Origin of the sequence: Sedimentibacter saalensis (genome assembly GCF_007830175.1) — a bacterium.
GTDB lineage: Bacteria > Bacillota > Clostridia > Tissierellales > Sedimentibacteraceae > Sedimentibacter > Sedimentibacter saalensis.
Genome location: NZ_VLKH01000013.1, coordinates 43,963 through 64,553, shown reverse-complemented (window position 1 = coordinate 64,553; position 20,591 = coordinate 43,963). Strand labels below are relative to the sequence as shown.

The 20,591-nt window shown below is 37.2% G+C and carries 28 protein-coding genes; all 28 read left to right on the top strand.

Features of this window, described 5'->3' with window-relative positions:
- Positions 1–15 precede the first annotated feature (15 nt).
- The 28 genes from rplR to LY60_RS16370 all read left to right on the top strand — a co-directional run bounded on the left by rplR (position 16) and on the right by LY60_RS16370 (position 20,440).
- Positions 16–384, top strand: coding sequence for a 50S ribosomal protein L18 (rplR, locus tag LY60_RS16505; protein WP_019229586.1), 369 nt, complete (start codon positions 16–18; stop codon positions 382–384).
- A 14-nt stretch (positions 385–398) separates the two neighbouring features.
- Positions 399–908, top strand: a complete 510-nt coding sequence (rpsE, locus tag LY60_RS16500) for a 30S ribosomal protein S5 (protein ID WP_019229585.1) — start codon at positions 399–401, stop codon at positions 906–908.
- A gap of 11 nt (positions 909–919) precedes the next feature.
- Positions 920–1,096, top strand: coding sequence for a 50S ribosomal protein L30 (gene rpmD / locus LY60_RS16495; protein ID WP_019229584.1), 177 nt, complete (start codon positions 920–922; stop codon positions 1,094–1,096).
- Positions 1,097–1,117: 21 nt separating this feature from the next.
- Positions 1,118–1,558 (top strand): 50S ribosomal protein L15, encoded by a 441-nt coding sequence (gene rplO / locus LY60_RS16490; RefSeq protein ID WP_019229583.1) that lies wholly within the window; start codon positions 1,118–1,120, stop codon positions 1,556–1,558.
- A gap of 1 nt (position 1,559) precedes the next feature.
- Positions 1,560–2,828: a preprotein translocase subunit SecY gene (secY, locus tag LY60_RS16485; RefSeq protein ID WP_145086471.1), complete on the top strand. Its 1,269-nt coding sequence runs from the start codon at positions 1,560–1,562 to the stop codon at positions 2,826–2,828.
- 15 nt (positions 2,829–2,843) lie between these two features.
- A complete protein-coding gene (locus LY60_RS16480; protein WP_145086468.1) occupies positions 2,844–3,491 on the top strand; it encodes an adenylate kinase in 648 nt (215 codons plus the stop codon).
- 1 nt (position 3,492) lies between these two features.
- Positions 3,493–4,239, top strand: a complete 747-nt coding sequence (gene map, locus LY60_RS16475; RefSeq protein ID WP_145086465.1) for a type I methionyl aminopeptidase — start codon at positions 3,493–3,495, stop codon at positions 4,237–4,239.
- 10 nt (positions 4,240–4,249) lie between these two features.
- Positions 4,250–4,552: a KOW domain-containing RNA-binding protein gene (locus LY60_RS16470; RefSeq protein WP_145086463.1), complete on the top strand. Its 303-nt coding sequence runs from the start codon at positions 4,250–4,252 to the stop codon at positions 4,550–4,552.
- 3 nt (positions 4,553–4,555) lie between these two features.
- A complete protein-coding gene (gene infA, locus LY60_RS16465) occupies positions 4,556–4,774 on the top strand; it encodes a translation initiation factor IF-1 (RefSeq protein ID WP_019229578.1) in 219 nt (72 codons plus the stop codon).
- 12 nt (positions 4,775–4,786) lie between these two features.
- Positions 4,787–4,900: a 50S ribosomal protein L36 gene (gene rpmJ / locus LY60_RS16460; RefSeq protein ID WP_019229577.1), complete on the top strand. Its 114-nt coding sequence runs from the start codon at positions 4,787–4,789 to the stop codon at positions 4,898–4,900.
- 52 nt (positions 4,901–4,952) lie between these two features.
- On the top strand, positions 4,953–5,321 hold the full coding sequence (gene rpsM, locus LY60_RS16455) for a 30S ribosomal protein S13 (RefSeq protein ID WP_145086461.1): 369 nt from the start codon (positions 4,953–4,955) through the stop codon (positions 5,319–5,321).
- Positions 5,322–5,335: 14 nt separating this feature from the next.
- The gene (gene rpsK, locus LY60_RS16450; RefSeq protein WP_019229575.1) at positions 5,336–5,734 is read left to right on the top strand and encodes a 30S ribosomal protein S11; all 399 of its coding nucleotides are present in this window, start codon (positions 5,336–5,338) and stop codon (positions 5,732–5,734) included.
- A 19-nt stretch (positions 5,735–5,753) separates the two neighbouring features.
- Entirely contained in the window at positions 5,754–6,377 is a 624-nt protein-coding gene (gene rpsD, locus LY60_RS16445) for a 30S ribosomal protein S4 (protein WP_019229574.1), read from the top strand.
- 53 nt (positions 6,378–6,430) lie between these two features.
- Positions 6,431–7,378: a DNA-directed RNA polymerase subunit alpha gene (locus LY60_RS16440; RefSeq protein ID WP_019229573.1), complete on the top strand. Its 948-nt coding sequence runs from the start codon at positions 6,431–6,433 to the stop codon at positions 7,376–7,378.
- A gap of 20 nt (positions 7,379–7,398) precedes the next feature.
- Positions 7,399–7,740 (top strand): 50S ribosomal protein L17, encoded by a 342-nt coding sequence (gene rplQ, locus LY60_RS16435; protein WP_019229572.1) that lies wholly within the window; start codon positions 7,399–7,401, stop codon positions 7,738–7,740.
- 181 nt (positions 7,741–7,921) lie between these two features.
- On the top strand, positions 7,922–9,061 hold the full coding sequence (locus LY60_RS16430; protein ID WP_145086457.1) for an aromatic amino acid transport family protein: 1,140 nt from the start codon (positions 7,922–7,924) through the stop codon (positions 9,059–9,061).
- An 18-nt stretch (positions 9,062–9,079) separates the two neighbouring features.
- Entirely contained in the window at positions 9,080–10,423 is a 1,344-nt protein-coding gene (locus LY60_RS16425; RefSeq protein ID WP_145086454.1) for a B12-binding domain-containing radical SAM protein, read from the top strand.
- A 9-nt stretch (positions 10,424–10,432) separates the two neighbouring features.
- Positions 10,433–11,737 (top strand): B12-binding domain-containing radical SAM protein, encoded by a 1,305-nt coding sequence (locus LY60_RS16420; protein ID WP_145086452.1) that lies wholly within the window; start codon positions 10,433–10,435, stop codon positions 11,735–11,737.
- Positions 11,718–13,061, top strand: coding sequence for a B12-binding domain-containing radical SAM protein (locus tag LY60_RS16415; RefSeq protein WP_145086449.1), 1,344 nt, complete (start codon positions 11,718–11,720; stop codon positions 13,059–13,061). Before LY60_RS16420 ends, LY60_RS16415 begins: the two co-directional genes overlap by 20 nt.
- On the top strand, positions 13,058–14,407 hold the full coding sequence (locus tag LY60_RS16410; protein ID WP_145086446.1) for a B12-binding domain-containing radical SAM protein: 1,350 nt from the start codon (positions 13,058–13,060) through the stop codon (positions 14,405–14,407). The genes LY60_RS16415 and LY60_RS16410 overlap by 4 nt, the downstream gene beginning before the upstream one ends.
- The gene (locus LY60_RS16405) at positions 14,397–15,455 is read left to right on the top strand and encodes a hypothetical protein (RefSeq protein ID WP_145086443.1); all 1,059 of its coding nucleotides are present in this window, start codon (positions 14,397–14,399) and stop codon (positions 15,453–15,455) included. The genes LY60_RS16410 and LY60_RS16405 overlap by 11 nt, the downstream gene beginning before the upstream one ends.
- A gap of 132 nt (positions 15,456–15,587) precedes the next feature.
- Complete coding sequence (locus LY60_RS16400; protein WP_145086556.1) at positions 15,588–16,415, top strand: energy-coupling factor transporter ATPase; 828 nt, start codon at positions 15,588–15,590, stop codon at positions 16,413–16,415.
- On the top strand, positions 16,406–17,266 hold the full coding sequence (locus LY60_RS16395) for an energy-coupling factor transporter ATPase (protein ID WP_145086440.1): 861 nt from the start codon (positions 16,406–16,408) through the stop codon (positions 17,264–17,266). The genes LY60_RS16400 and LY60_RS16395 overlap by 10 nt, the downstream gene beginning before the upstream one ends.
- The gene (locus LY60_RS16390; RefSeq protein ID WP_145086437.1) at positions 17,259–18,056 is read left to right on the top strand and encodes an energy-coupling factor transporter transmembrane component T family protein; all 798 of its coding nucleotides are present in this window, start codon (positions 17,259–17,261) and stop codon (positions 18,054–18,056) included. Before LY60_RS16395 ends, LY60_RS16390 begins: the two co-directional genes overlap by 8 nt.
- A complete protein-coding gene (gene truA / locus LY60_RS16385; RefSeq protein WP_145086435.1) occupies positions 18,050–18,799 on the top strand; it encodes a tRNA pseudouridine(38-40) synthase TruA in 750 nt (249 codons plus the stop codon). Before LY60_RS16390 ends, truA begins: the two co-directional genes overlap by 7 nt.
- Positions 18,800–18,969: 170 nt before the next feature.
- Positions 18,970–19,398: a 50S ribosomal protein L13 gene (gene rplM / locus LY60_RS16380; protein WP_019229561.1), complete on the top strand. Its 429-nt coding sequence runs from the start codon at positions 18,970–18,972 to the stop codon at positions 19,396–19,398.
- Positions 19,399–19,418: 20 nt separating this feature from the next.
- A complete protein-coding gene (gene rpsI / locus LY60_RS16375) occupies positions 19,419–19,808 on the top strand; it encodes a 30S ribosomal protein S9 (protein ID WP_019229560.1) in 390 nt (129 codons plus the stop codon).
- Between the two features lie 122 nt (positions 19,809–19,930).
- Positions 19,931–20,440, top strand: a complete 510-nt coding sequence (locus LY60_RS16370; protein WP_145086432.1) for a QueT transporter family protein — start codon at positions 19,931–19,933, stop codon at positions 20,438–20,440.
- Positions 20,441–20,591: the final 151 nt, after the last annotated feature.

The following is a 20,591-nucleotide window of genomic DNA, read 5'->3' as shown; positions in this document are numbered from 1 at the left end:
AAGGAGTGAGTATTAGTGCTTAAAAAAATTGATAAAAATCAAAAGAGAAAAGAAAGACACTATAGTATAAGAAATAAAGTCGTAGGAACTCCTGAGAGACCAAGATTGAATATATTTAAAAGCTCTAAGCACATATACGCTCAAGTAATTGATGATGCTACTGGAACAACTCTTGCATCTGCATCTACACAAGATAAAGAATTGAGAGACCAGGTAGCTGAGCTTACTAAGACTGATGCAGCAAAATTAGTTGGCAAAACAGTAGGAGAAAGAGCGAAGAATAAAGGTATAAATACAGTAGTTTTCGACAGAGGCGGCTATTTATATCATGGCAGAGTTAAAGTACTTGCTGACGGAGCAAGAGAAAGCGGACTTGAATTTTAATAAGGAGGTTAGTCATGGAGCAGCGTGGACGTATAGATGCAAGCCAACTGGATGTGAAAGAAAAAGTTATCAGCATCAACCGTGTAACTAAAGTTGTTAAAGGTGGTAGAAACTTTAGATTCAGCGTATTGGTTGTTGTTGGTGATGAAAATGGTCATGTTGGAATAGGAATGGCAAAAGCTGTTGAAATTCCAGATGCTATTAGAAAAGCAATCCAGGATGCTAAAAAGAACATGATCGAAGTGCCACTGAAAGATACAACAGTGCCACATGAAATAATTGGCAGATATGGCGCAGGCAGAGTTCTTGTTAAACCAGCCAAAGAAGGTACTGGAATCATAGCCGGCGGTCCTGTTCGTGCAGTATTAGAACTTGCAGGAATAAGAGATATAAGAACAAAGTCTTTGGGATCAAGCAACCCAAGAAACGTAGTAAATGCAACAATTGAAGCCTTAAAACTTCTTAAGAAGCCTGAAGATGTAGCAAAAATCAGAGGTAAATCTGTAGAAGAAATATTAGGTTAAGAGGTGAAATTATGGCAACGATAAAAATTAAACAAACAAAAAGCAAGATCGGTAGAACACCTAACCAGGTTAAAAACATTAAAGCTTTAGGTTTGAGAAAAATAGGCCAGATAGTTGAAAAAGAAGATACTCCTCAAATCAGAGGAATGATTAAAAAAGTCGACTTTATGGTAGAGGTTATTGAATAAGACTATAAGGAGGTGTTAAAGATGAAACTTCATGAATTAAAACCTAGTCCTGGTAGTTCAAAAAACAGAAAAAGATTAGGAAGAGGTACAGCTACAGGACAGGGTAAGACAGCCGGCAGAGGTATGAATGGACAAAAATCACGTTCTGGCGGCGGAGTAAGACCAGGATTTGAAGGCGGACAGATGCCTCTTTACAGGAGACTGCCAAAGAGAGGATTTACTAATGTCTTTGGAACAGTGTTTGCTGAGATAAATGTTGAAGTGTTAAACCAATTCGAAGATGGAGCAGAGGTTACTCCAGAAGTTCTTAAGTCAGAGGGTATTGTTAAAAAACAACTTGATGGTATTAAGATACTGGGAAACGGTGAACTTGCTAAGAAGCTTACAGTTAAAGCTCATAAATTCAGCAAATCAGCGGTAGAAAAAATCGAAGCTGCCGGCGGAAAAGCTGAGGTGATTTAAGTTGTTTGAAACTTTAAAAAATGCATGGAAAATACCTGATTTAAGAAAAAGAATGATTTTTACTTTTTTAATGTTAGTAGTGTACAGATTAGGCGCTGTAATACCTGTTCCAGGAATAGATAAAGCAGTTGTTCAAAACATGTTTTCAGGCACAGCAGGAGGTCTGCTGGATTTCTTTGATATGATGTCCGGCGGTGCTTTCAAAGATTTTACAATATTTGCATTAAATATTTATCCATACATTACGTCTTCTATAATTCTTCAGTTGCTGGCAATTGCAATTCCATCAATTGAACAATTTTTCAAAGCAGAAGACGGAAAGAAAAAAATGGCTCAATGGACCAGATATGTAACTGTTATATTGGCATTGATACAAGCTACAGCATACAGCGTTGGATTCTTTAATTCAGCAATCATTGACAAAAGCTTCTTATCAATAGTTTCAGTAGTAATAGTACTTACAGCAGGAACAGCATTCTTGATGTGGCTGGGAGAGTTAATTACAGACAAAGGTATTGGCAACGGTATATCACTGATAATAATGATTGGTATAGTATCCCGCTATCCTAGAGACTTTGGAACAATGATTTTCCAGGTTCAAAACGGAGCGGTAAATATAATAGAGATCTTAATATTCCTGATATTTGCTTTCTTCATAGTTGTTGGAGTAATAGCTATCCAGCAAGGTGAAAGAAAGATACCGGTTCAGTATGCAAAAAGAGTTGTAGGAAGAAAGATGTATGGCGGACAAAGCACACACATTCCTATGAAAGTGTTAATGGCAGGAGTTATGCCGGTAATATTTGCTTCAACACTCTTAGCAATACCACAGACATTGGCATTCTTCTTCCCAAGCATGGCAGAGGGAGTACAAAAGTATTTCTCAACAGCTCAAAGTCCAGGAATATATGTTTATACAATCTTAAATATATTATTGATAATATTCTTCACATATTTCTATACAGCGGTACAGTTCAATCCATTTGAATATTCAAATACCCTTAAAGAAAATGGAGGATTTATACCTGGAATCAGACCAGGCAGACCAACTGCAGAGTATTTAAACAAAGTTTTAAACAGAATAACAATAGCAGGTGCAATATCACTTGCAATAATAGCGACAATACCAACTTTAATATTTTCATTTACAGATTTAAACATTAACTTTGGCGGAACGTCACTGTTGATTGTAACCGGTGTAGCTCTTGAAACAATGAAGCAAGTTGAAGCACAGATGTTGATGAGACACTACAAAGGATTTTTGAAGTAAAGAGAGGTAAGGAAAATGAGAGCAATTTTATTGGGGCCTCCCGGAGCCGGAAAAGGAACTCAGGCAGACACCATAGTAAAGGAATTTTCAATACCACATATATCCACAGGTGATATATTCAGAAAAAATATTAAAGAAGGAACTGTTCTGGGCAAAAAAGCTAAAGAATATATGGATCAGGGTTTACTTGTTCCGGATGAACTGACAGTGGAACTTGTCAAGGACAGATTGCTTGATGAAGATTGCAAAAATGGATTTCTGTTAGACGGATTTCCAAGAACAATTTTCCAGGCAGATGCTTTAGAAGAAGCTTTAAAGGACATGAATCAGAGTCTTGATTATGTAGTTAATATAGAAGTAAGAAAAGAACTTCTCATTGAAAGAGCTGTTGGAAGAAGAGTGTGTAAAGACTGCGGTCAGACATACCATATGACTTTCAACAGACCAGCAGTGGAAGGTGTTTGTGACAATTGTAAAGGCGAACTTCTTCAGCGCAAGGATGATACTGAAGAGACTGTTACCAAAAGAATTAATGTTTACCAGGAGCAGACTGAACCGCTTATAGAGTATTACACCAATAAAGGTATAATAGTTAACATAGACGGAGAAAAACCTATAGCTGAGGTTGGCAAAAACATTGTTGCAAAATTGAGGAATAAATAGTATGATTATCCTCAAAACAAGAAGAGAAATAGAAATTATGAGAAAAGCCGGACGTTTGGTGGCACAGTCTCATGAACTTGTGAGAAAGTACATTAAACCCGGAGTTACTACTAAAGAAATTGATCAGATGGTTGAAGATTTCTTAAGATCTCAAAATGCGATACCTACATTCAAAGGTTACGGAGGATTTCCATATTCAATATGCGCTTCAGTAAATGAAGAAGTTGTTCATGGATTCCCCAGCAGCAGAAAACTTATTGAAGGCGATATTGTCAGCATTGATATAGGTGCTACTTTTGAAGGATATGTGGGAGACAGCGCAAAAACATTCCTCGTGGGAGAAGTTGACGACGAGAAGAGACGTTTAGTCGAAGCTACTCGACAAAGCTTCTATGAAGGAATAAAGTATGCAAAGACGTCTTACAGACTCTCAGACATATCGCATGCAGTACAGCAGTATGCAGAAAGTCAAGGGTTCTCGGTTGTAAGAGATTACGTTGGGCACGGAGTTGGGAAGGATATGCATGAATCACCGCAAATACCTAACTTCGGAAGACCTGGTAAAGGGCCGCGGCTGCAAGTTGGAATGGTCCTTGCTATAGAGCCTATGATAAACGCAGGAACATACAACGTGAAAGTCCTTGACAACAACTGGACTGTGGTGACCACAGACGGCAAACCGTCAGCTCACTATGAACATACTGTTGCTATTACAGACGGCGAACCAGAGCTGTTAACCGTATTATAGGGGTGATTTATTGGAATTTACAACAGATATAAAAATTGGTCAAATAGTGAAATCCAAGGCAGGCAGAGATAAAGGAAGAATATTTATTGTATGCAGCGTTGCGGATGAACAAAATGTGTTGGTATGTGACGGAGATCTCAGAAAGCTAGATTCTCCTAAGAAGAAAAAAATTAAACATTTAATGATTTATAATACAGTATTGACAGAATTTGCATTCAAGTTACAATGTAACGAAAATCTCGATGATGCATATGTGAGAAAGCTCTTAGAGCCATTCACAAAAAATGTATCTGTAGAAATGGAGGTTGAGTGATCAATGTCCAAGAAAGATGTTATAGAAGTCGAAGGAAAAGTCCTGGAAGCACTTCCTAATGCAATGTTCATAGTTGAGCTTCAGAACGGACACCAGATTTTAGCGCATATTTCTGGAAAACTGAGGATGAACTATATCAGGATTCTTCCGGGAGATACTGTAGCTGTTGAATTATCACCATATGATTTGACAAGAGGAAGAATAACCTGGAGGAAAAAGTAAGGAGGTATTACAATGAAAGTAAGACCATCAGTAAAACCAATGTGCGAGAAATGCAAGATTATCAGACGTAAAGGCAAAGTTATGGTAATTTGCGAAAATCCAAAGCACAAACAAAAACAAGGCTAGACAGATATAAAATAGAAGATTAAGTGCTACTGAGGTAGGAGGTGTAAGCTTAATGGCCAGAATCGCTGGTGTGGATTTACCAAGAGAAAAAAGAGTTGAAATCGGTCTGACATATATCTATGGTATAGGCAGAAAGACTTCAAACCAGATATTAAAAGACACAGGTATTAACCCTGACACAAGAGTTAAAGACCTGACTGAAGATGAAATACAACAGTTAAGAACTGAAATAGATAAGCATCCTGTTGAAGGTGACTTGAGAAGAGAAATAGCGTTGAATATTAAGAGATTAAAAGAAATCAACTGCTACAGAGGCTTAAGACATAAAAAAGGATTGCCTGTCAGAGGACAAAACACTAAGAACAATGCTAGAACTAGAAAAGGTCCTAAGAGAGTTTCAGGGAAAAAATCTAAAAAATAAAAGGAGGGACTTAAGTGGCAGCTAAAAAACAACAAAAAACAAGAGTAAGAAAAAGAGAACGTAAAAATATTGAAAAAGGCCAGGCACATATTAAGTCAACTTTTAACAATACACTTGTAACTCTTACTGACTTGCAGGGAAACGCACTTTCTTGGGCTAGTTCAGGACAATTGGGATTCAAGGGTTCAAGAAAATCTACTCCATATGCAGCTAGCATGGTTGCAGAAGAAGCAGCAAAAAGAGCTATGGAACATGGTTTGAAGACAGTAGAAGTGTACGTTAAAGGACCGGGCTCAGGCAGAGAAGCAGCAATAAGATCTTTGCAGGCAGCTGGACTGGAAGTTAATTTAATAAAAGACGTTACTCCAATACCACATAATGGTTGCAGACCACCAAAACGTAGAAGAGTATAATTAGAAACGAGGTGAAAAGATGGCAAGATATACTGGACCTGTTTGCAGAATATGCAGAAGAGAAGGATTAAAGTTATATTTAAAAGGTGACAGATGTTACACTGACAAGTGTTCTATAGGAAGAAGAAACTATGCTCCTGGACAGCACGGTCAAAACAACAAGAAACTGACTAACTACGGTATTCAGTTGAGAGAAAAACAAAAAGTTAGAAAGTATTACGGAGTTTTGGAAGGACAATTTGCTGAAGCTTTTAAAGTTGCAGATAAAATGTCTGGAAAAACTGGTGATAACTTATTGAAATTGATGGAGCTTAGATTTGACAATGTAATATACAGATTAGGCTTTGCAAGTTCAAGACCAGAAGCAAGACAATTGGTAGTTCACGGTCATTTTACAGTAAACGGTAAGAAGGCTGATATTCCATCAATGACTCTTTCAGTTGGCGATGTAATAAAGGTTAAGGAAAAGAGCCAAAGCTCTGATAAGTTCAAAGCTTTAGTTGAAAATCACAAGAAGACTGCACCACAATGGCTGCAAGTTGAACCTGAAAACTTCACAGGCAGAATAATAGCTGAACCTGCGAAAGAAGATATTGAAATACCAATAGAAGAGCATCTGATTGTCGAGTTGTACTCTAAGTAGTAAGAATTAAGAATTATTACCCTCGACATACATCACATCTAAGGAGGGTTGGGATGATAGAAATAGAAAAACCTAATATTACGTTAATTGAAAAGAATGATGATAACTCATATGGGAAGATAGTTGTTGAACCACTTGAAAGAGGTTACGGAACAACACTTGGAAATTCACTCAGAAGAATACTACTTTCATCGTTACCAGGAGCTGCTGTTACATCTATCAACATCCAAGGTGTATTGCATGAATTTTCTACAATACCTGGAGTAAGAGAAGATGTAACAGAGATAATTCTTAATATTAAGAATCTGGCTGCGAAAATGAACGTGCCCGGACCTGTGCAGCTTTTAATAGACGCAAAGGGCCCTAAAGAGGTTACAGCAGCAGATATTATAACAGGAGGCGACGTTGATATAATCAACGAAGATTTGCATATTGCAACTCTTGAAGAAGGTTCCGAACTCATTATTGAGATGGAAATGGAACAAGGAAGAGGATATGTAATAGCTGAAAGAAACAAGAAGGATAGCCAGTCAATCGGCGTTATCCCAATTGATTCAATCTACACTCCTGTTAAAAAAGTAAACTTCTCAGTGGAAGACACCAGAGTTGGAAACAGAACAGATTTTGACAAATTGACAATCGAGATTTGGACTAACGGAACAATTGAACCTGAAGAAGCAGTTTCTTTAGGAGCAAAAATATTGAACGAACATCTCAACTTGTTCATATCATTGACAGAACATATTAACGATGTTGAAATAATGATTGAAAAAGAAGAAGATGAAAAAGAAAAAGTTTTGGAAATGACAATAGAGGAACTTGATTTATCAGTAAGATCCTACAACTGTCTGAAGAGAGCAGGAATCAATACTGTAGAGGAACTTACATACAAGTCAGAAGATGACATGATGAAAGTTAGAAACCTCGGAAAGAAATCTTTGGATGAAGTAGCGAAGAAACTTGAAGAGTTGGGTTTATCTTTAAGGAAAAATGATAATTAGCAGTAAAAGGAGGACTAAGCATGGGTAGTCACAGAAAGCTTGGTATCAAGTCTGACCACAGAGTAGCAATGTTAAGAAACATGACTGCTGACTTAATTAACAATGGCAGAATGGTTACAACAGTAACTAGAGCCAAAGAATTAAGAAGAGTTGCAGAAAGAACTATTACTCTTGGTAAAAGAGGAGATCTACATGCAAGACGTCAAGCAGCAGCTTATTTATATGATAAAAATGCAGTAAGTAAGCTATTTGAAGAAGTTGCTCCTAAATACAAGGATAGAAACGGTGGATACACTAGAATTCTAAAATTGGGACCACGCAGAGGCGATGGAGCAGAAATGGCAATAATTGAATTAGTATAATTCAATTAGCAATATAGTTGACTTAATCCCGCAGGTGCATACCTGCGGGATTTTAGTATGCGCAAATTCCGACAAATTATTTACCTTTATGTTATAGAAATTTGAAATTCATGTTTATAAAGCTTGTTTCAACATACTCTTATTGGGTAAAATAACGTTAACATTGTGTTTAGGAGAACTTATGAAGAGTAAAAAAATATCTGCGTGGGAAGCAGCAATGCTCATTGCAGGAAGCGGTCTTGGAACCGGAATTCTTGCCATTCCCTACGCTGCTTCAAGGACAGGCCTGTTTGGAATTATTACAGCTGTTGCTGCTGCATTTGTTGCAAGTGCACTCATGCATCTGCTTGTTGCAGATCTTGTTTTGAACTCTAAAAATTCTACGCAGCTCATGGGAATTTTTAAAGAGCACTTGTTTAAGGGAAAAAATGAAAATTTGTATTCGTCTTTGTTTTTTGCAGTGCTTGCAGTGGTGCTTCTATTTAATCTTGCAATATACATTTTGGTTGCTGCTGAAGTTTTTACTGAAACTTTTGGTATAGCTCCGTCCGTTTCAAAAATAATATTTTACGGCATCAGTTCTTTAATAGTTGTTGCAGGAATAAAAATAATAGGTGTCAGTGAAAAGTATTCCATGATTATAATTGGTGGTGTGGTAATGTTTTTGACTGTCAAGTCATTAGACCATCCTGTAAGGAATATAGAACTTACATTTGGAAGCTATAGGGGAGCACTTGCATTGTATGGTCTGGTGATGTTTTCATTTTCTGCATTGTTTTCCATTCCTCAGGCTGCAAACAACATTGAAAATAAAAACAAGTTAAAGACTGCAATAATAGCAGGGATTGCAATTAATGCAGCCATAACTCTCTTTTTTACATTTTCTGCAATAAAAGCTTCAGATACTGTAACTCAGGTTGCCACCATAGGGCTTAGCAGCTCCTTAGGAAATATGACAAATGTAGTGTGTGCTTTGTTTGTTGCTTTGGCAATGTTCACTTCATATTTGTCCATAGCCCTGGCTCAGATTGACATAATATGCACTGAAATTAAAGTGAAAAGAAAGACTGCCTTCATGGGGGCCACGGTTCCTTCTCTTTTGACGGCACTGTTTCTTCCCATAAGTTTCATAGCAATGATTCAGGTGGTTGGGGGCATAGTAGCAGTCATAACGTCACTGCTTGTCATACCCGGTTACATAAAAGCCACAGAACATTCAAATGGAAATCTTATGCTTGGAAATCTGGGAAAAAACAAGATATTGCTGAGCATAGTGTTGGCATCATATATATTAATGGCAGCTTCTTCGTTTATAAACTAAAATCAAAGGAAGGATAAAATGAAAATAGCACTGTTAGCTCCAGCTGGTGCAATGCACCGCTACAACGGCATGTTTCATAAAAATCTTCACTATGCGCCCATAACCCTGGCTCTACTTGCAGCACTTGTTCCTGAAGAACTGGGTGCTGATGTAAAAATATATGATGAAACAGCTGAAAAAATCCCTCTTGATATTGATGCTGATATTGTGGGAATTACCTGCATTACAGGAACTGCTTCAAGGTGCTACAGGTATGCCGATTATTTCAGAAAAAGAGGCATAAAGGTAATTTTGGGGGGAGTTCATCCTTCACTTAAACCCTATGAAGCAATGGAGCATGCTGATTCAGTTGTTGTGGGACTGGGAGAAAACAATTTTCCGAGAGCATTAAAAGATTTCCGGGATGATTGCATGCAGAGACTGTATTTTCAAGGAGAAAACACCACTGTTGAAAACCGTCCTCTACCCCGCAAAGACCTTTTAAAAGAAGATAAGTACATTACACTCAACACTGTAGAGGCAATACGTGGATGCAACTTAAACTGCACATTCTGCGCCTATCCTAAGGCTTTTGGAAGTAAGCTCTACAAGAGGACAGTACAAAATATCATAGATGAAATAAAAACTCTCAAGGGCAGGATTGTTGTTTTTCCGGATGTTAATTTAATAGCAGACACTTCTTTTGCAAAGGAACTTTTCAGGGAAATGATACCCCTTAAAAAGTGGTGGTTCGGTCTGACAACTTCAGCAATAGGAGCTGACCATGAACTCATTGAGCTGTTTGAAAAAAGCGGCTGCAAGGGACTCCTCATAGGATTTGAATCTGTAAATCAGGAAACCCAGAAAAGCATGAGAAAAGGCGTCAACAAAGTTTATGAATACCAGCTTCTCATGGATAAATTGCACTCTCACGGCATAATGGTAATGGGATGCTTTGCCTTTGGAAGCGACGATGATGAAATAGACGTATTTTTAAGAACTGTAAATTTGTGCCTGGAAGCAAAAATAGATTTGCCAAGGTTTTCCGTTATTACTCCATTTCCTGGAACAGATTACTACAGGCAGCTTGAAAGAGAACAAAGAATAATTGAAACGGACTGGTCCATGTACGATGTGGAGCATGTTGTTTACAGACCAAAAAATATGACTGTAAATGAACTTGAAGAAGGAATCAAATTAGCATGGAAGGATGCTTATTCAGTTAAGAACATAATAAAGCGAATAGACATAAAAAATTTATGGAAAATCAATATTTTATATGGCATTTATTTCGGCCTGAATTTTGGATATAAAAAATATGCTGAATCTTTTGAAGCGTACGGCAAGACAGTTATGGCTGACAATTCCGATATACCCGACTAAAGGAGCAATATGAAAATAGCATTTATAAGACCCGGCATGTTCGGGAAAAAGTCAAGGGATGCAATGATGCCCCTTGTTTTTGCAATAATAAAGCCTCTTACAAAAGCACCAATAGAATTTTATGATGAAAAAATAGAAAAATTGCCGGAAAATCTTGATGCTGAAGTTGTGGCCATGACTGTGGACACATTTTCTGCCCGAAGGGCTTATTTTCTTGCACAAAAGTACAAAAAAGAAAATAAAATTGTAATCATGGGAGGATTTCACCCTACCATGGTTCCTGATGAATGCCTTCAATATGCAGATGCAGTTGTTGTGGGAGAAGCAGAAGACACATGGACTATGATTGTAGAAGACCTAAAGAACAACTCCTTAAAGAAAAAGTATATTAGCAATAACAGTTCAGATTTATCCCAAGTGAAATACGACTACACTGTTTTTAACGGAAAATATTATAACAACATTGCATTGGTGCAGTTTGGACGGGGATGCAGGTATTGCTGTGATTTCTGTTCTATAAATGCTTTCTATAAAGGCAGTGTTAGAACTAGAAACGTTGAGAATGTTGTAGCCGACATTAAAAAAATAAAGGAAAAATATATTTTCTTTGTTGATGACAACATTTTTGCAGACAGGGAAAAAGCTGTAAAACTATTCTTGCTCATGAAAAAACTCCGAAAGAAATGGGCATGCCAGATATCGATGGACATTGCAGAAAACGCTGAAATTTTGAAAATCATGAAACAAAGCGGCTGCATGATGGTTCTCATTGGTTTTGAATCTTTAAATAAAGAAAACCTGAAAAAGATGAACAAGAAGGCAAATATGAAACTTGACTATGAAAAAGTCCTGAAAAATATTTACGATGCAGGACTCATGGTTTACGGCACATTTGTAATAGGCTATGGGGAAGACACTGTGAATTCTGCACAGGAAATAGTGGATTTTACAGTACATCATAAATTTGCAATTGCAAACTTCAATCCCCTAATGGCAATGCCGGGTACTGCCCTCTATGAGAGACTTAAGTGGGAAAACAAACTTGTTATAGATAAGTGGTGGCTTGAAAATAATTTCAGGTACGGAGATTCAATGATTGTTCCTGAAAATATGACTGTCCGGCAGCTAAAAGAAAGTTGCAGAGATGCAAGATATTCATTTTATTCCTTGGGAAATATTTTTAAAAGAATGATGAGTCGAAGCAATTTAAAAAATGTGCATGTCTACTTGATTACCAATCTAGTATCCAGATTTGAAATAATGTTCAAGCAGGGAAGGAAACTTGGTGACAGAGATGAAAATTACGCTGATTAAACCAAACATAGGAAGAAGAGGTCACAGCCTGTATGTGGATGAAAGCAGGATGGAGCCTCTGCAGCTTGGAATACTTGCAGCACTTACACCATCTGACATAGAAGTTGTAATGTATGACGACAGGGCTGAAGTGATTCCCTATGATGAAAAAACGGACCTTGTATGCATAACAGTTGAAACATTCACTGCAAGAAGAGCCTATGAAATAAGCCGGCAGTTCATGGACATGGGAGTCAAAGTACTCATGGGGGGAATGCATGCCATGCTTCTTCCCGGTGAAGTTAAGGAACATGCAACAAGCATTATGATTGGAGATGCAGAAGACAAATGGCTGGAAATGACAGAGGATCTGCGTAATGGATGTTTAAAGGAAGAATATGTGTGCAGTGAAGTTATTGTTCCTCAAAAAGGAATAATCACAAGAAGGGACATTTTCAAGGGAAAAAACTATCTTCCCATTACACTTTTGCAGTTTAGCAGGGGATGCAGAAATTCGTGCAGCTTTTGTGCTTCAGGGGCATACTTCAGACACCACCATTACTGCAGGGATGTCTCTGAAGTAATTGAAGAAATTAAAAGCCAGGAAAGGAAAGTGTTGTTCTTTGTTGACGACAACATTGTAGGCAACAAGGAAAAAGCCAAGGAACTATTTCGTGCTCTCATACCTCTAAAAATAAAATGGGTTAGTCAGGCGAGCCTTGACATGCTTGAAGATAAAGAACTTATGGACATTATGGTCAAAAGCGGCTGTATGGGACTTGTTGTTGGGTTTGAATCGATAATGTCTGAAAGCATAGAAGCAATGAAAAAGGGAATAAACAAAAGTTATGCAGACAATCATTACAAGGAAGCAATTCGTATGCTTAAATCCTACGGACTGCAGATATGGGCTGCGTTCACTCTTGGCCACGACACAGATACACTGGATTCAATCAAAGAAACATATAATTTTGCCCTTAAAAATAAATTTTCTTTTGCTGCATACAACATTTTGATGCCATATCCCGGAACTCCTCTTTACGATGAGCTTTCACGTGAAGGAAGGCTTCTTTACGAAAAGAAGTGGTGGCTTCATCCTGACTACAGGTTCAATTACGCGTCATTTGTTCCAAAGAACATGTCGGCTATTGAGCTTACAGAAGTGTCTTTTGGGTGCAGAAAAAATTACAATTCTATGAGTTCCATAATTTACAGGGCATTTGACTTTAAAACAAACATGCGAAATCCGTACAAGCTTTTAACATACATGGTTTATAACCCCATATTCAAAAAAGAAGTTTTCAGAAAACAAGGAATGAAATTTGGATTTAAGGACGGACAATGATGAAAATAACATTTATTTTGCCTGGAATAGGCAGGAAGAAAAATGAAAAATATTTAAAATCCTGGCTCATGGAACCATTGACCATTGCAGTATTAAACAAGCTCACTCCTGAAAGGTACCAAAGAAATTTTTTTGACGACCGTATTGAAAACATTGACTATGGCTGTGAAACAGATGTTGTGGCAATAACAGTTGAAGCATACACAGCCAGAAGAGCCTATGAAATAGCAGAAAAGTTTAAACAAAGAGGTAAAATAGTTGTAATGGGAGGATACCATGCAACATTGGCAGAACATGAAGTTATTAAGCACGCCGACATAGTTGTCAAGGGAAATGCTGAAGAAGTGTGGGCAGGAGTGCTCTTAGATATTGAAAATAAAAGTTTCAAAAAAGTTTATGAAGGTAAAGCGAACATTGACTATGGTCTTCCAGATAGAAGTATTTATGTTGATAAGCAAAAGAAGTATCTTCCAATTACACTGGTTGAAATAGGAAGAGGGTGCCGCCATCTGTGTGAATTTTGTTCCATCCATTCATATTACAGCGGACAGTATATGCACAGAAAAATAAGTGACATAGTGGAAGAAATTAAAATGTGCCGCAATAAAATTTACTTTTTTGTTGATGACAGCATTTTTTCTGACAGGGAATTTGCAAAAGAGCTTTTTAAAGAAGTAGAAAAGCTGAATATCATATGGGTAACCCAGATCACTCTAGACATTGCCCGTGATGAAGAAATTCTTAATTTAATGAAAAAAAGCGGATGTGAAATGATATTGATAGGATTTGAATCAATTGATCCGAAAAACCTGGAGCAGATGAACAAGTCATGGTCAGCCCGACTTGGCGAGAGGGACGAGCTAGTTGAAAGAATTCACAAATGCGGCATAAGCATTTATGCCAGTTTTGTATTTGGTTTTGACTATGACAACGAGGAAAGCTTTATAAAAAATCTTGAATTTTGCAGCCGTCATGAGTTTTTTGTAACTGCGTTCAATCATCTTTTGGCTTTTCCGGGAACAGAGACATATGAACGATTTCTGGAGGAAGGAAGACTGTTTCATGAAAGCTGGTGGCTGGAAAAAGGATACACATTCGGTACAATCTCATTTATGCCGAAGCTTGTTTCTGATTTTGAGCTTAAAAATCTCTGCAGGAAGTACAAGAAAAAATACTATACATTCTTCTCCATATTAAAAAGGGGAATCACTCTTTTAAGGCGCACAAAAAAACCTCTCATAAACATGGTATACTGGTATCAGAACATTCTTTTTCATTTTGAAGTGGACAAGCGCTTTGGTATTCCCATAGGAGAAAACATGGATGAGGTAATTAATGATAAATAAAATTGAAGAAGCCTGTCTAGAAGACGGCGTTGAAATGCTTGAAATAATTGAATCAGAAGCATCTAAGGGTAATATTGAACTTATTTATACCAGGAGGACAAATGCATTTGAATCCTATAAAAAAGAGAGCAAAGATTCAAAGATTGCCATCATAAGGGACAAAAAAGGAAAAATAGTTTTTCAGGCAGCCTGTGTTCCCGGTAGTTACCATGTTGACGGAAAAAGTGTACTTGCAGGATATGTAGGGGGAATAAGAAAAAGAAATGATTATAATGGAGTAATAAACTGGAAAAATGTGGCTGATTTTTTTGAAAAGCAGGATTTAGGTCTTTATCTTTGTTCATTTTTGTCTGACAATGAAGCAGCAGAAAAAATGTTTTATAAAAAAAGAAGCTTTTTTCCAGAGCTCATACCTCTTTGCGACTATACAACTTACATAATCAATCCCAAAATATTTACGAAAGTGTGTCCGGAAGGCTTAACATTCAGGAGTATAAAAAGTGATGATCTTGAATATGTCCATGAATTTTTAAAAAGAGAAATGATGAAATATAATTTTTCAACGGCCATAAACAATATTACAGATTTTTACGGACTTAATATTGATGATTGTTACGTCCTGGAAAAAAGAGGAGAAATACTGGCATTCGGAGCGCTGTGGAACCAAAAAGGATTTAAGCAGTACATAGTCAAGGGGTATTCAAGAACATTAAAAACAATACAGAAATTTTCATTTGTTACAAATCTTCTTGGGTACATTGATATTCCGGAGGAAGGAAAAGAACTTGATTTTCCCATGCTTTCTTTTTTTTATTCAAAAGACGGAAACATGGAATACTACAACTTATTTATAAATCAAATTGCCCAGTCCATGAGAAAAAAATATAAAATGTTCGTCATTGGAATATGTGATGATGATCCTGCAGACAAACTGTATAAAAAAATCAGGACAATCAATTTCAAAAGCAAAATTTACTGTGCCGATTTCAAAGATGAATTTAATTTTGACCCTGCAAGGCCAAGACGCATTGAATGCGGATTGCTTTAGATTTCCTTAAATTTCAAACAAATTTACGTTGAGTTTCAACAACATGATTAAAATTACTGTTGTAAAATTATGTGATTGATGATATTATCTTAATGCGAAGTGACGCACAATTTAAATGAATACAGGTGTATGATGGACGATTACATAATTAAAATTGAAAATGTCAAGTTTAAATACAGCAAGGAAGATACGGACTACGCCGTTGACGGCTGCAGTCTGAATATCAAAAAAGGCGAGTTCACTGCTATAATCGGTCACAACGGTTCAGGCAAGTCAACTCTGGCAAAATTAATAAATTCCATACTTCTTCCTACAGAAGGAAAAATTTATGTAAAGGGAATGGACACAGCAGATGATTCCAAGCTCTGGGACATAAGACAGGCAGCAGGAATGGTTTTTCAGAATCCTGACAATCAGCTTGTTGCAACAATAGTTGAGGAAGACATTGCATTTGGACCTGAAAATCAAGGGGTTGAGTCTTCTGAAATAAGAAGAAGGGTGGATGATGCCTTGAATGCTGTTGGAATGTATGAATACAGAAAAAGACCACCACATCTTTTATCTGGAGGACAAAAGCAGAGAATTGCCATAGCAGGTGTTCTTGCTCTTAATTCTGACTGCATAATACTGGATGAGCCAACAGCAATGCTTGACCCTTCAGGCAGGAAAGAAGTTATGGACACACTGAAAAAACTGGATACCCAGGGTAAGACAATACTTCTCATAACTCATTACATGGATGAGGCCGTTCTTGCAGACAGGGTTGTTATTATGGACAAGGGAAATATAAAATTGGATGGTACTCCTAAAGACGTTTTTAAAAATATTGAAGCTATAAAAAAATTTGGACTTGATGTTCCACAAGTAACTGAGCTTGCACAGGAACTTGCCAAGGAAGGTCTTAATATACCACCTGATATAATAAACGTAAAGGATTTGGTGGATTTGTTATGTCAATAAAAGCAGAAAACATAAAATACATTTACAGCGAAGGAACACCTTTCAGGACTGTTGCTCTTGATGATATAAATCTGGAAATAAAAGAAGGGGACTTTCTGGGAGTAATAGGACACACCGGTTCCGGAAAATCCACGCTGATTCAGCTTTTAAACGGTCTGGAAAAACCATCTGACGGAAAAATAATTGTCAATGACACAGTTGTTGGGGAAGACAAGAAAAAATTAAGCAAAATACGCCAGACTGTGGGTTTGGTTTTTCAGTATCCGGAATATCAGCTATTTGAAGAAACTGTTGCGAAGGATGTTGCCTTTGGTCCAATGAACTTAAACCTTTCCGAAGAAGAAACAGAAAAGAGAGTCAAAGAAGCACTGGAGCTTGTAGGGTTTAACTATAAAAGCATAAAGGATGAATCACCGTTTGACCTTTCCGGAGGACAAAAAAGAAGAGTTGCCATTGCAGGTGTTCTTGCAATGAAACCTGATTACCTCATTCTTGATGAACCTACTGCAGGGCTTGATCCTGCAGGAAGAAATGAAATTTTCGAACAGATAAAGAAACTTCACAAAAAAGCAAATGTGACGGTTGTACTTGTTTCTCACAGCATGGAAGACATTGCCAAGCTTGTAAACAGAGTAATAGTACTTTACAAGGGCAAAATACACATGCAGGGAACACCAAAGGAAATTTATTCCCAGTCTGAAGAACTTAAAAAAATCGGACTTGGAGTTCCTCAGGTAGCAGAAATAGTCAATGAACTCAGAAAACGAGGATTTAACATAAGGCCTGATATACTCACTGTTGAAGAAGCCAAGGAAGAAATACTCAAGGAAGTGAGGAGGAATTATGTTTAAGAATTTAACCATAGGACAGCATTATCCTGTCGAATCACCTGTTCACAATCTCGATCCCAGGGTTAAGATAATAATCACTCTGGCATTTTTGGTTTCATTGTTTCTGATTGACAGTTTTTCAACATATTTAATAGTTGTGGTGTTTCTCACAGCAGCCATTACAATATCGAAAGTTCCTGTAAAGTTTGTAATTAAGGGCTTAAGACCCATACTCATGATTATAATCATAACATTTGTTATTAACCTTCTAATGACACCGGGAAGAATAATTTTCCAGGCAGGATTTATCAAGATAACAGAGGAAGGTTTGAAACAAGCGGGTTTCATGGCCATAAGACTTACACTTTTGATAATGGGAACATCGCTTCTTACGCTTACAACATCGCCAATAATTCTGACAGATGGTATAGAAAGCCTCTTAAAGCCATTTAAAAGGTTCGGACTTCCGGCTCATGAACTTGCAATGATGATGACAATAGCACTTCGTTTCATTCCAACACTCATGGAGGAAACTGAAAAAATAATGAAGGCTCAGAAATCAAGAGGAGCGGATTTTGAAAGCGGAAACATTATGAGCAGGGCAAAAAACCTGGTGCCTCTTTTGGTGCCGCTGTTTATAAGTGCATTCAGAAGAGCTGATGAACTGGCAATGGCAATGGAAGCAAGATGTTACAGAGGCGGAGAAAACAGAACACGCATGAGACAGCTTAAAATATCTAAGGGAGATTATGCTGCATCATTTATTTTTATTGTTTATTTTGCAGCTGTAATCGCATTGAAAATATGGTAAGAAACATTAAATTAACTGTTGCCTATGACGGCACAAACTACAACGGATGGCAGACACAGACAAACGGCATCGGTATCCAGGAAGTTATAGAAAATGCTGCAGCCAGGGTAATGAAGCAAAAAATTGAACTTACTGGCTCCGGAAGAACTGACAGCGGAGTTCATGCCCTTGGGCAAGTAGCAAACTTCAAGGCTGACACAAGAATAGAAGAGCAAAAAATTAAAATTGCCCTAAATGCAAATTTGCCTCATGACATAAGCATTCTTGATAGTGTTGATGTTCCGTTGGAATTTAATTCGCGCTTTGATGCTCACGACAAGACGTACATGTATCAGATATACAACAGCAGGGTAGGCAATCCGTTTTACAGAAACTACTCAACATTTGTTCCATCAATACTTGATATGGGCAAAATGGAGGAAGCTTTTAAGCTGGTTGTGGGTACTCATGATTTCAGAGCATTTATGGCAGCCGGTTCACAGGCAAAGACAACTGTCAGGACAGTCTACAGCACAAGAATTGAAAAGGAAGGAAATCTCATCAGGCTTTATGTAACAGGAAGCGGATTTTTGTACAACATGGTGAGAATAATAGCAGGAACACTCATTGATGTGGGCAAGGGTTTAAAGGAAATATCATGTATAGAAAATGCCCTTGAATCAAAAGAAAGAGCCCTTCTGGGACAAACAGCAGCACCGGAAGGATTATTTTTATTAAGTGTCAACTATAATAAAGTATTATAGGAAAGAGAGCTTTCCTATAATTTAAAAAAAGTCTTGACATTTAATGCTAGGTAATATAAAATATCCTAGGTATGAAATGCAGAGAAAAACCGGTCCAATGCCCCGGAGTTAGGTTTTTTGAATAGATTGATATACAAATTTTAATATTGAAAATTACAGGAGGAAACAAGATGAAAAGCTTCTTGGCTAAACCTAATGAAGTTGAAAGGGCATGGTATGTAATAGATGCCGAAGGAAAAACTTTAGGTAGACTCGCAACTGAAGTTGCTAAACTTTTAAGAGGTAAACACAAAGCAATATATACACCAAGCGTTGATACAGGAGACTTTGTTATAGTAGTAAATGCTGAAAAAGTTGTATTGACAGGTAAAAAATTAGATCAGAAATTATACAGACACCACTCTCTATATCCAGGTGGATTGAAGGAAACTCCTTACAGAAACTTATTCCAGGATAAACCGACTCAACCTCTTTATCTTGCAGTAAAAGGAATGCTTCCAAAAAACAGCCTTGGAAGACAAATGTTGAAGAAACTTAAAGTATACGCTGGTCCAGAGCACAACAACCAAGCTCAGAAACCACAAGTATACGAGTTTTAATTAGGGAGGAGGACGATTAAATGAACGTACAATACAGAGGAACAGGCAGAAGAAAAAGCGCAATTGCTAGAGTAAGATTAGTTCCAGGAACTGGAAAAATCAATATAAACAAAAGAGACTTGGAAGATTACATCAAGTATGAAACTTTAAGAACTATCGTTAGAGAACCAATGGTGATTACTGACACATTAGGACAGTATGATGTATTGGTTAATGTTAAAGGCGGCGGATACACTGGCCAAGCCGGAGCAATCAGACACGGTATTTCAAGAGCACTTCTTCAGGTAGACGGAGAATTAAGACCAATACTTAAAAAAGCCGGATTCTTGACTAGAGATTCAAGAATGAAAGAAAGAAAGAAATACGGTTTGAAAAAAGCAAGAAGAGCTTCACAGTTCAGCAAGAGATAATAAAAATTATATACAATGGAGGTTCTGCATTGCAGAATCTCCAAGTGTTTTCTTGGCACCCACTTTAAAAATCAAGGTTTTTTTAGTGACTCCGAGAATTATATTCGAAAGGAGTTTTTTTAATGGAAAAAAACGTAAATTTAAAATTTTTAACACACACTGCCCTCATAGCGGCAGCCTATGCAGCGCTTACCTATGCCTTTGCATTTATGAGCTATGGACAGGTACAGTTTCGTGTATCTGAAATATTGGTGCTTTTTGCGTTCATTGAGCCAAAATATGGTCTGGGACTTGTCCTTGGATGCATATTGGCTAACTTCACAAGCCCTCTTGGGGTAATTGACGTTGTAGTTGGTTCATTTGCAACTCTGATTGCAATATTGTACATTGCAGCTATAAGAAAAACTTTTGGATACAATAAAAAATCCATGTACCTGGCAAGTTTGGGACCTGTTTTATCAAATGCAATTTTTGTTGGACTTGAGCTTACGTATCTGTTCCAGACACCTTTCTTGCTGAATGCATTGTATGTGGCAATTGGAGAATTTGTTGTCGTTACACTTGTGGGAACACAGGTTGTAAATGCTGTAATGAAAAATTCAGCCTTGTCAGAAAGACTTACAATAAACTAAATTGTATTAAGAAATAAAAAGACGATTCAATTAAGAATCGTCTTTTTGATGACAAAGTTATTAAAATTAATTAATATTGGTAATTGTCGGTGAACTTGAAATCATATTTTGTAGTGGAGGACCTCGAGTCCTCCCGAAGATAAGAAAATTA

Coding starts and splice junctions, on each gene's coding strand:
- LY60_RS16400 (WP_145086556.1), top strand. CDS start 15,588: ATGGACGATTACATAATTAAAATTGAAAATGTCAAGTTTAAATACAGC.
- LY60_RS16405 (WP_145086443.1), top strand. CDS start 14,397: ATGATAAATAAAATTGAAGAAGCCTGTCTAGAAGACGGCGTTGAAATG.
- LY60_RS16425 (WP_145086454.1), top strand. CDS start 9,080: ATGAAAATAGCACTGTTAGCTCCAGCTGGTGCAATGCACCGCTACAAC.
- LY60_RS16410 (WP_145086446.1), top strand. CDS start 13,058: ATGATGAAAATAACATTTATTTTGCCTGGAATAGGCAGGAAGAAAAAT.
- LY60_RS16480 (WP_145086468.1), top strand. CDS start 2,844: ATGAGAGCAATTTTATTGGGGCCTCCCGGAGCCGGAAAAGGAACTCAG.
- rplQ (WP_019229572.1), top strand. CDS start 7,399: ATGGGTAGTCACAGAAAGCTTGGTATCAAGTCTGACCACAGAGTAGCA.
- rpsE (WP_019229585.1), top strand. CDS start 399: ATGGAGCAGCGTGGACGTATAGATGCAAGCCAACTGGATGTGAAAGAA.
- rpmD (WP_019229584.1), top strand. CDS start 920: ATGGCAACGATAAAAATTAAACAAACAAAAAGCAAGATCGGTAGAACA.
- LY60_RS16415 (WP_145086449.1), top strand. CDS start 11,718: ATGAAAATTACGCTGATTAAACCAAACATAGGAAGAAGAGGTCACAGC.
- rplM (WP_019229561.1), top strand. CDS start 18,970: ATGAAAAGCTTCTTGGCTAAACCTAATGAAGTTGAAAGGGCATGGTAT.
- rpsM (WP_145086461.1), top strand. CDS start 4,953: ATGGCCAGAATCGCTGGTGTGGATTTACCAAGAGAAAAAAGAGTTGAA.
- LY60_RS16430 (WP_145086457.1), top strand. CDS start 7,922: ATGAAGAGTAAAAAAATATCTGCGTGGGAAGCAGCAATGCTCATTGCA.
- truA (WP_145086435.1), top strand. CDS start 18,050: ATGGTAAGAAACATTAAATTAACTGTTGCCTATGACGGCACAAACTAC.
- infA (WP_019229578.1), top strand. CDS start 4,556: ATGTCCAAGAAAGATGTTATAGAAGTCGAAGGAAAAGTCCTGGAAGCA.
- rpsI (WP_019229560.1), top strand. CDS start 19,419: ATGAACGTACAATACAGAGGAACAGGCAGAAGAAAAAGCGCAATTGCT.
- LY60_RS16440 (WP_019229573.1), top strand. CDS start 6,431: ATGATAGAAATAGAAAAACCTAATATTACGTTAATTGAAAAGAATGAT.
- rpsD (WP_019229574.1), top strand. CDS start 5,754: ATGGCAAGATATACTGGACCTGTTTGCAGAATATGCAGAAGAGAAGGA.
- LY60_RS16370 (WP_145086432.1), top strand. CDS start 19,931: ATGGAAAAAAACGTAAATTTAAAATTTTTAACACACACTGCCCTCATA.
- rpmJ (WP_019229577.1), top strand. CDS start 4,787: ATGAAAGTAAGACCATCAGTAAAACCAATGTGCGAGAAATGCAAGATT.
- rplO (WP_019229583.1), top strand. CDS start 1,118: ATGAAACTTCATGAATTAAAACCTAGTCCTGGTAGTTCAAAAAACAGA.
- LY60_RS16420 (WP_145086452.1), top strand. CDS start 10,433: ATGAAAATAGCATTTATAAGACCCGGCATGTTCGGGAAAAAGTCAAGG.
- LY60_RS16395 (WP_145086440.1), top strand. CDS start 16,406: ATGTCAATAAAAGCAGAAAACATAAAATACATTTACAGCGAAGGAACA.
- LY60_RS16390 (WP_145086437.1), top strand. CDS start 17,259: ATGTTTAAGAATTTAACCATAGGACAGCATTATCCTGTCGAATCACCT.
- map (WP_145086465.1), top strand. CDS start 3,493: ATGATTATCCTCAAAACAAGAAGAGAAATAGAAATTATGAGAAAAGCC.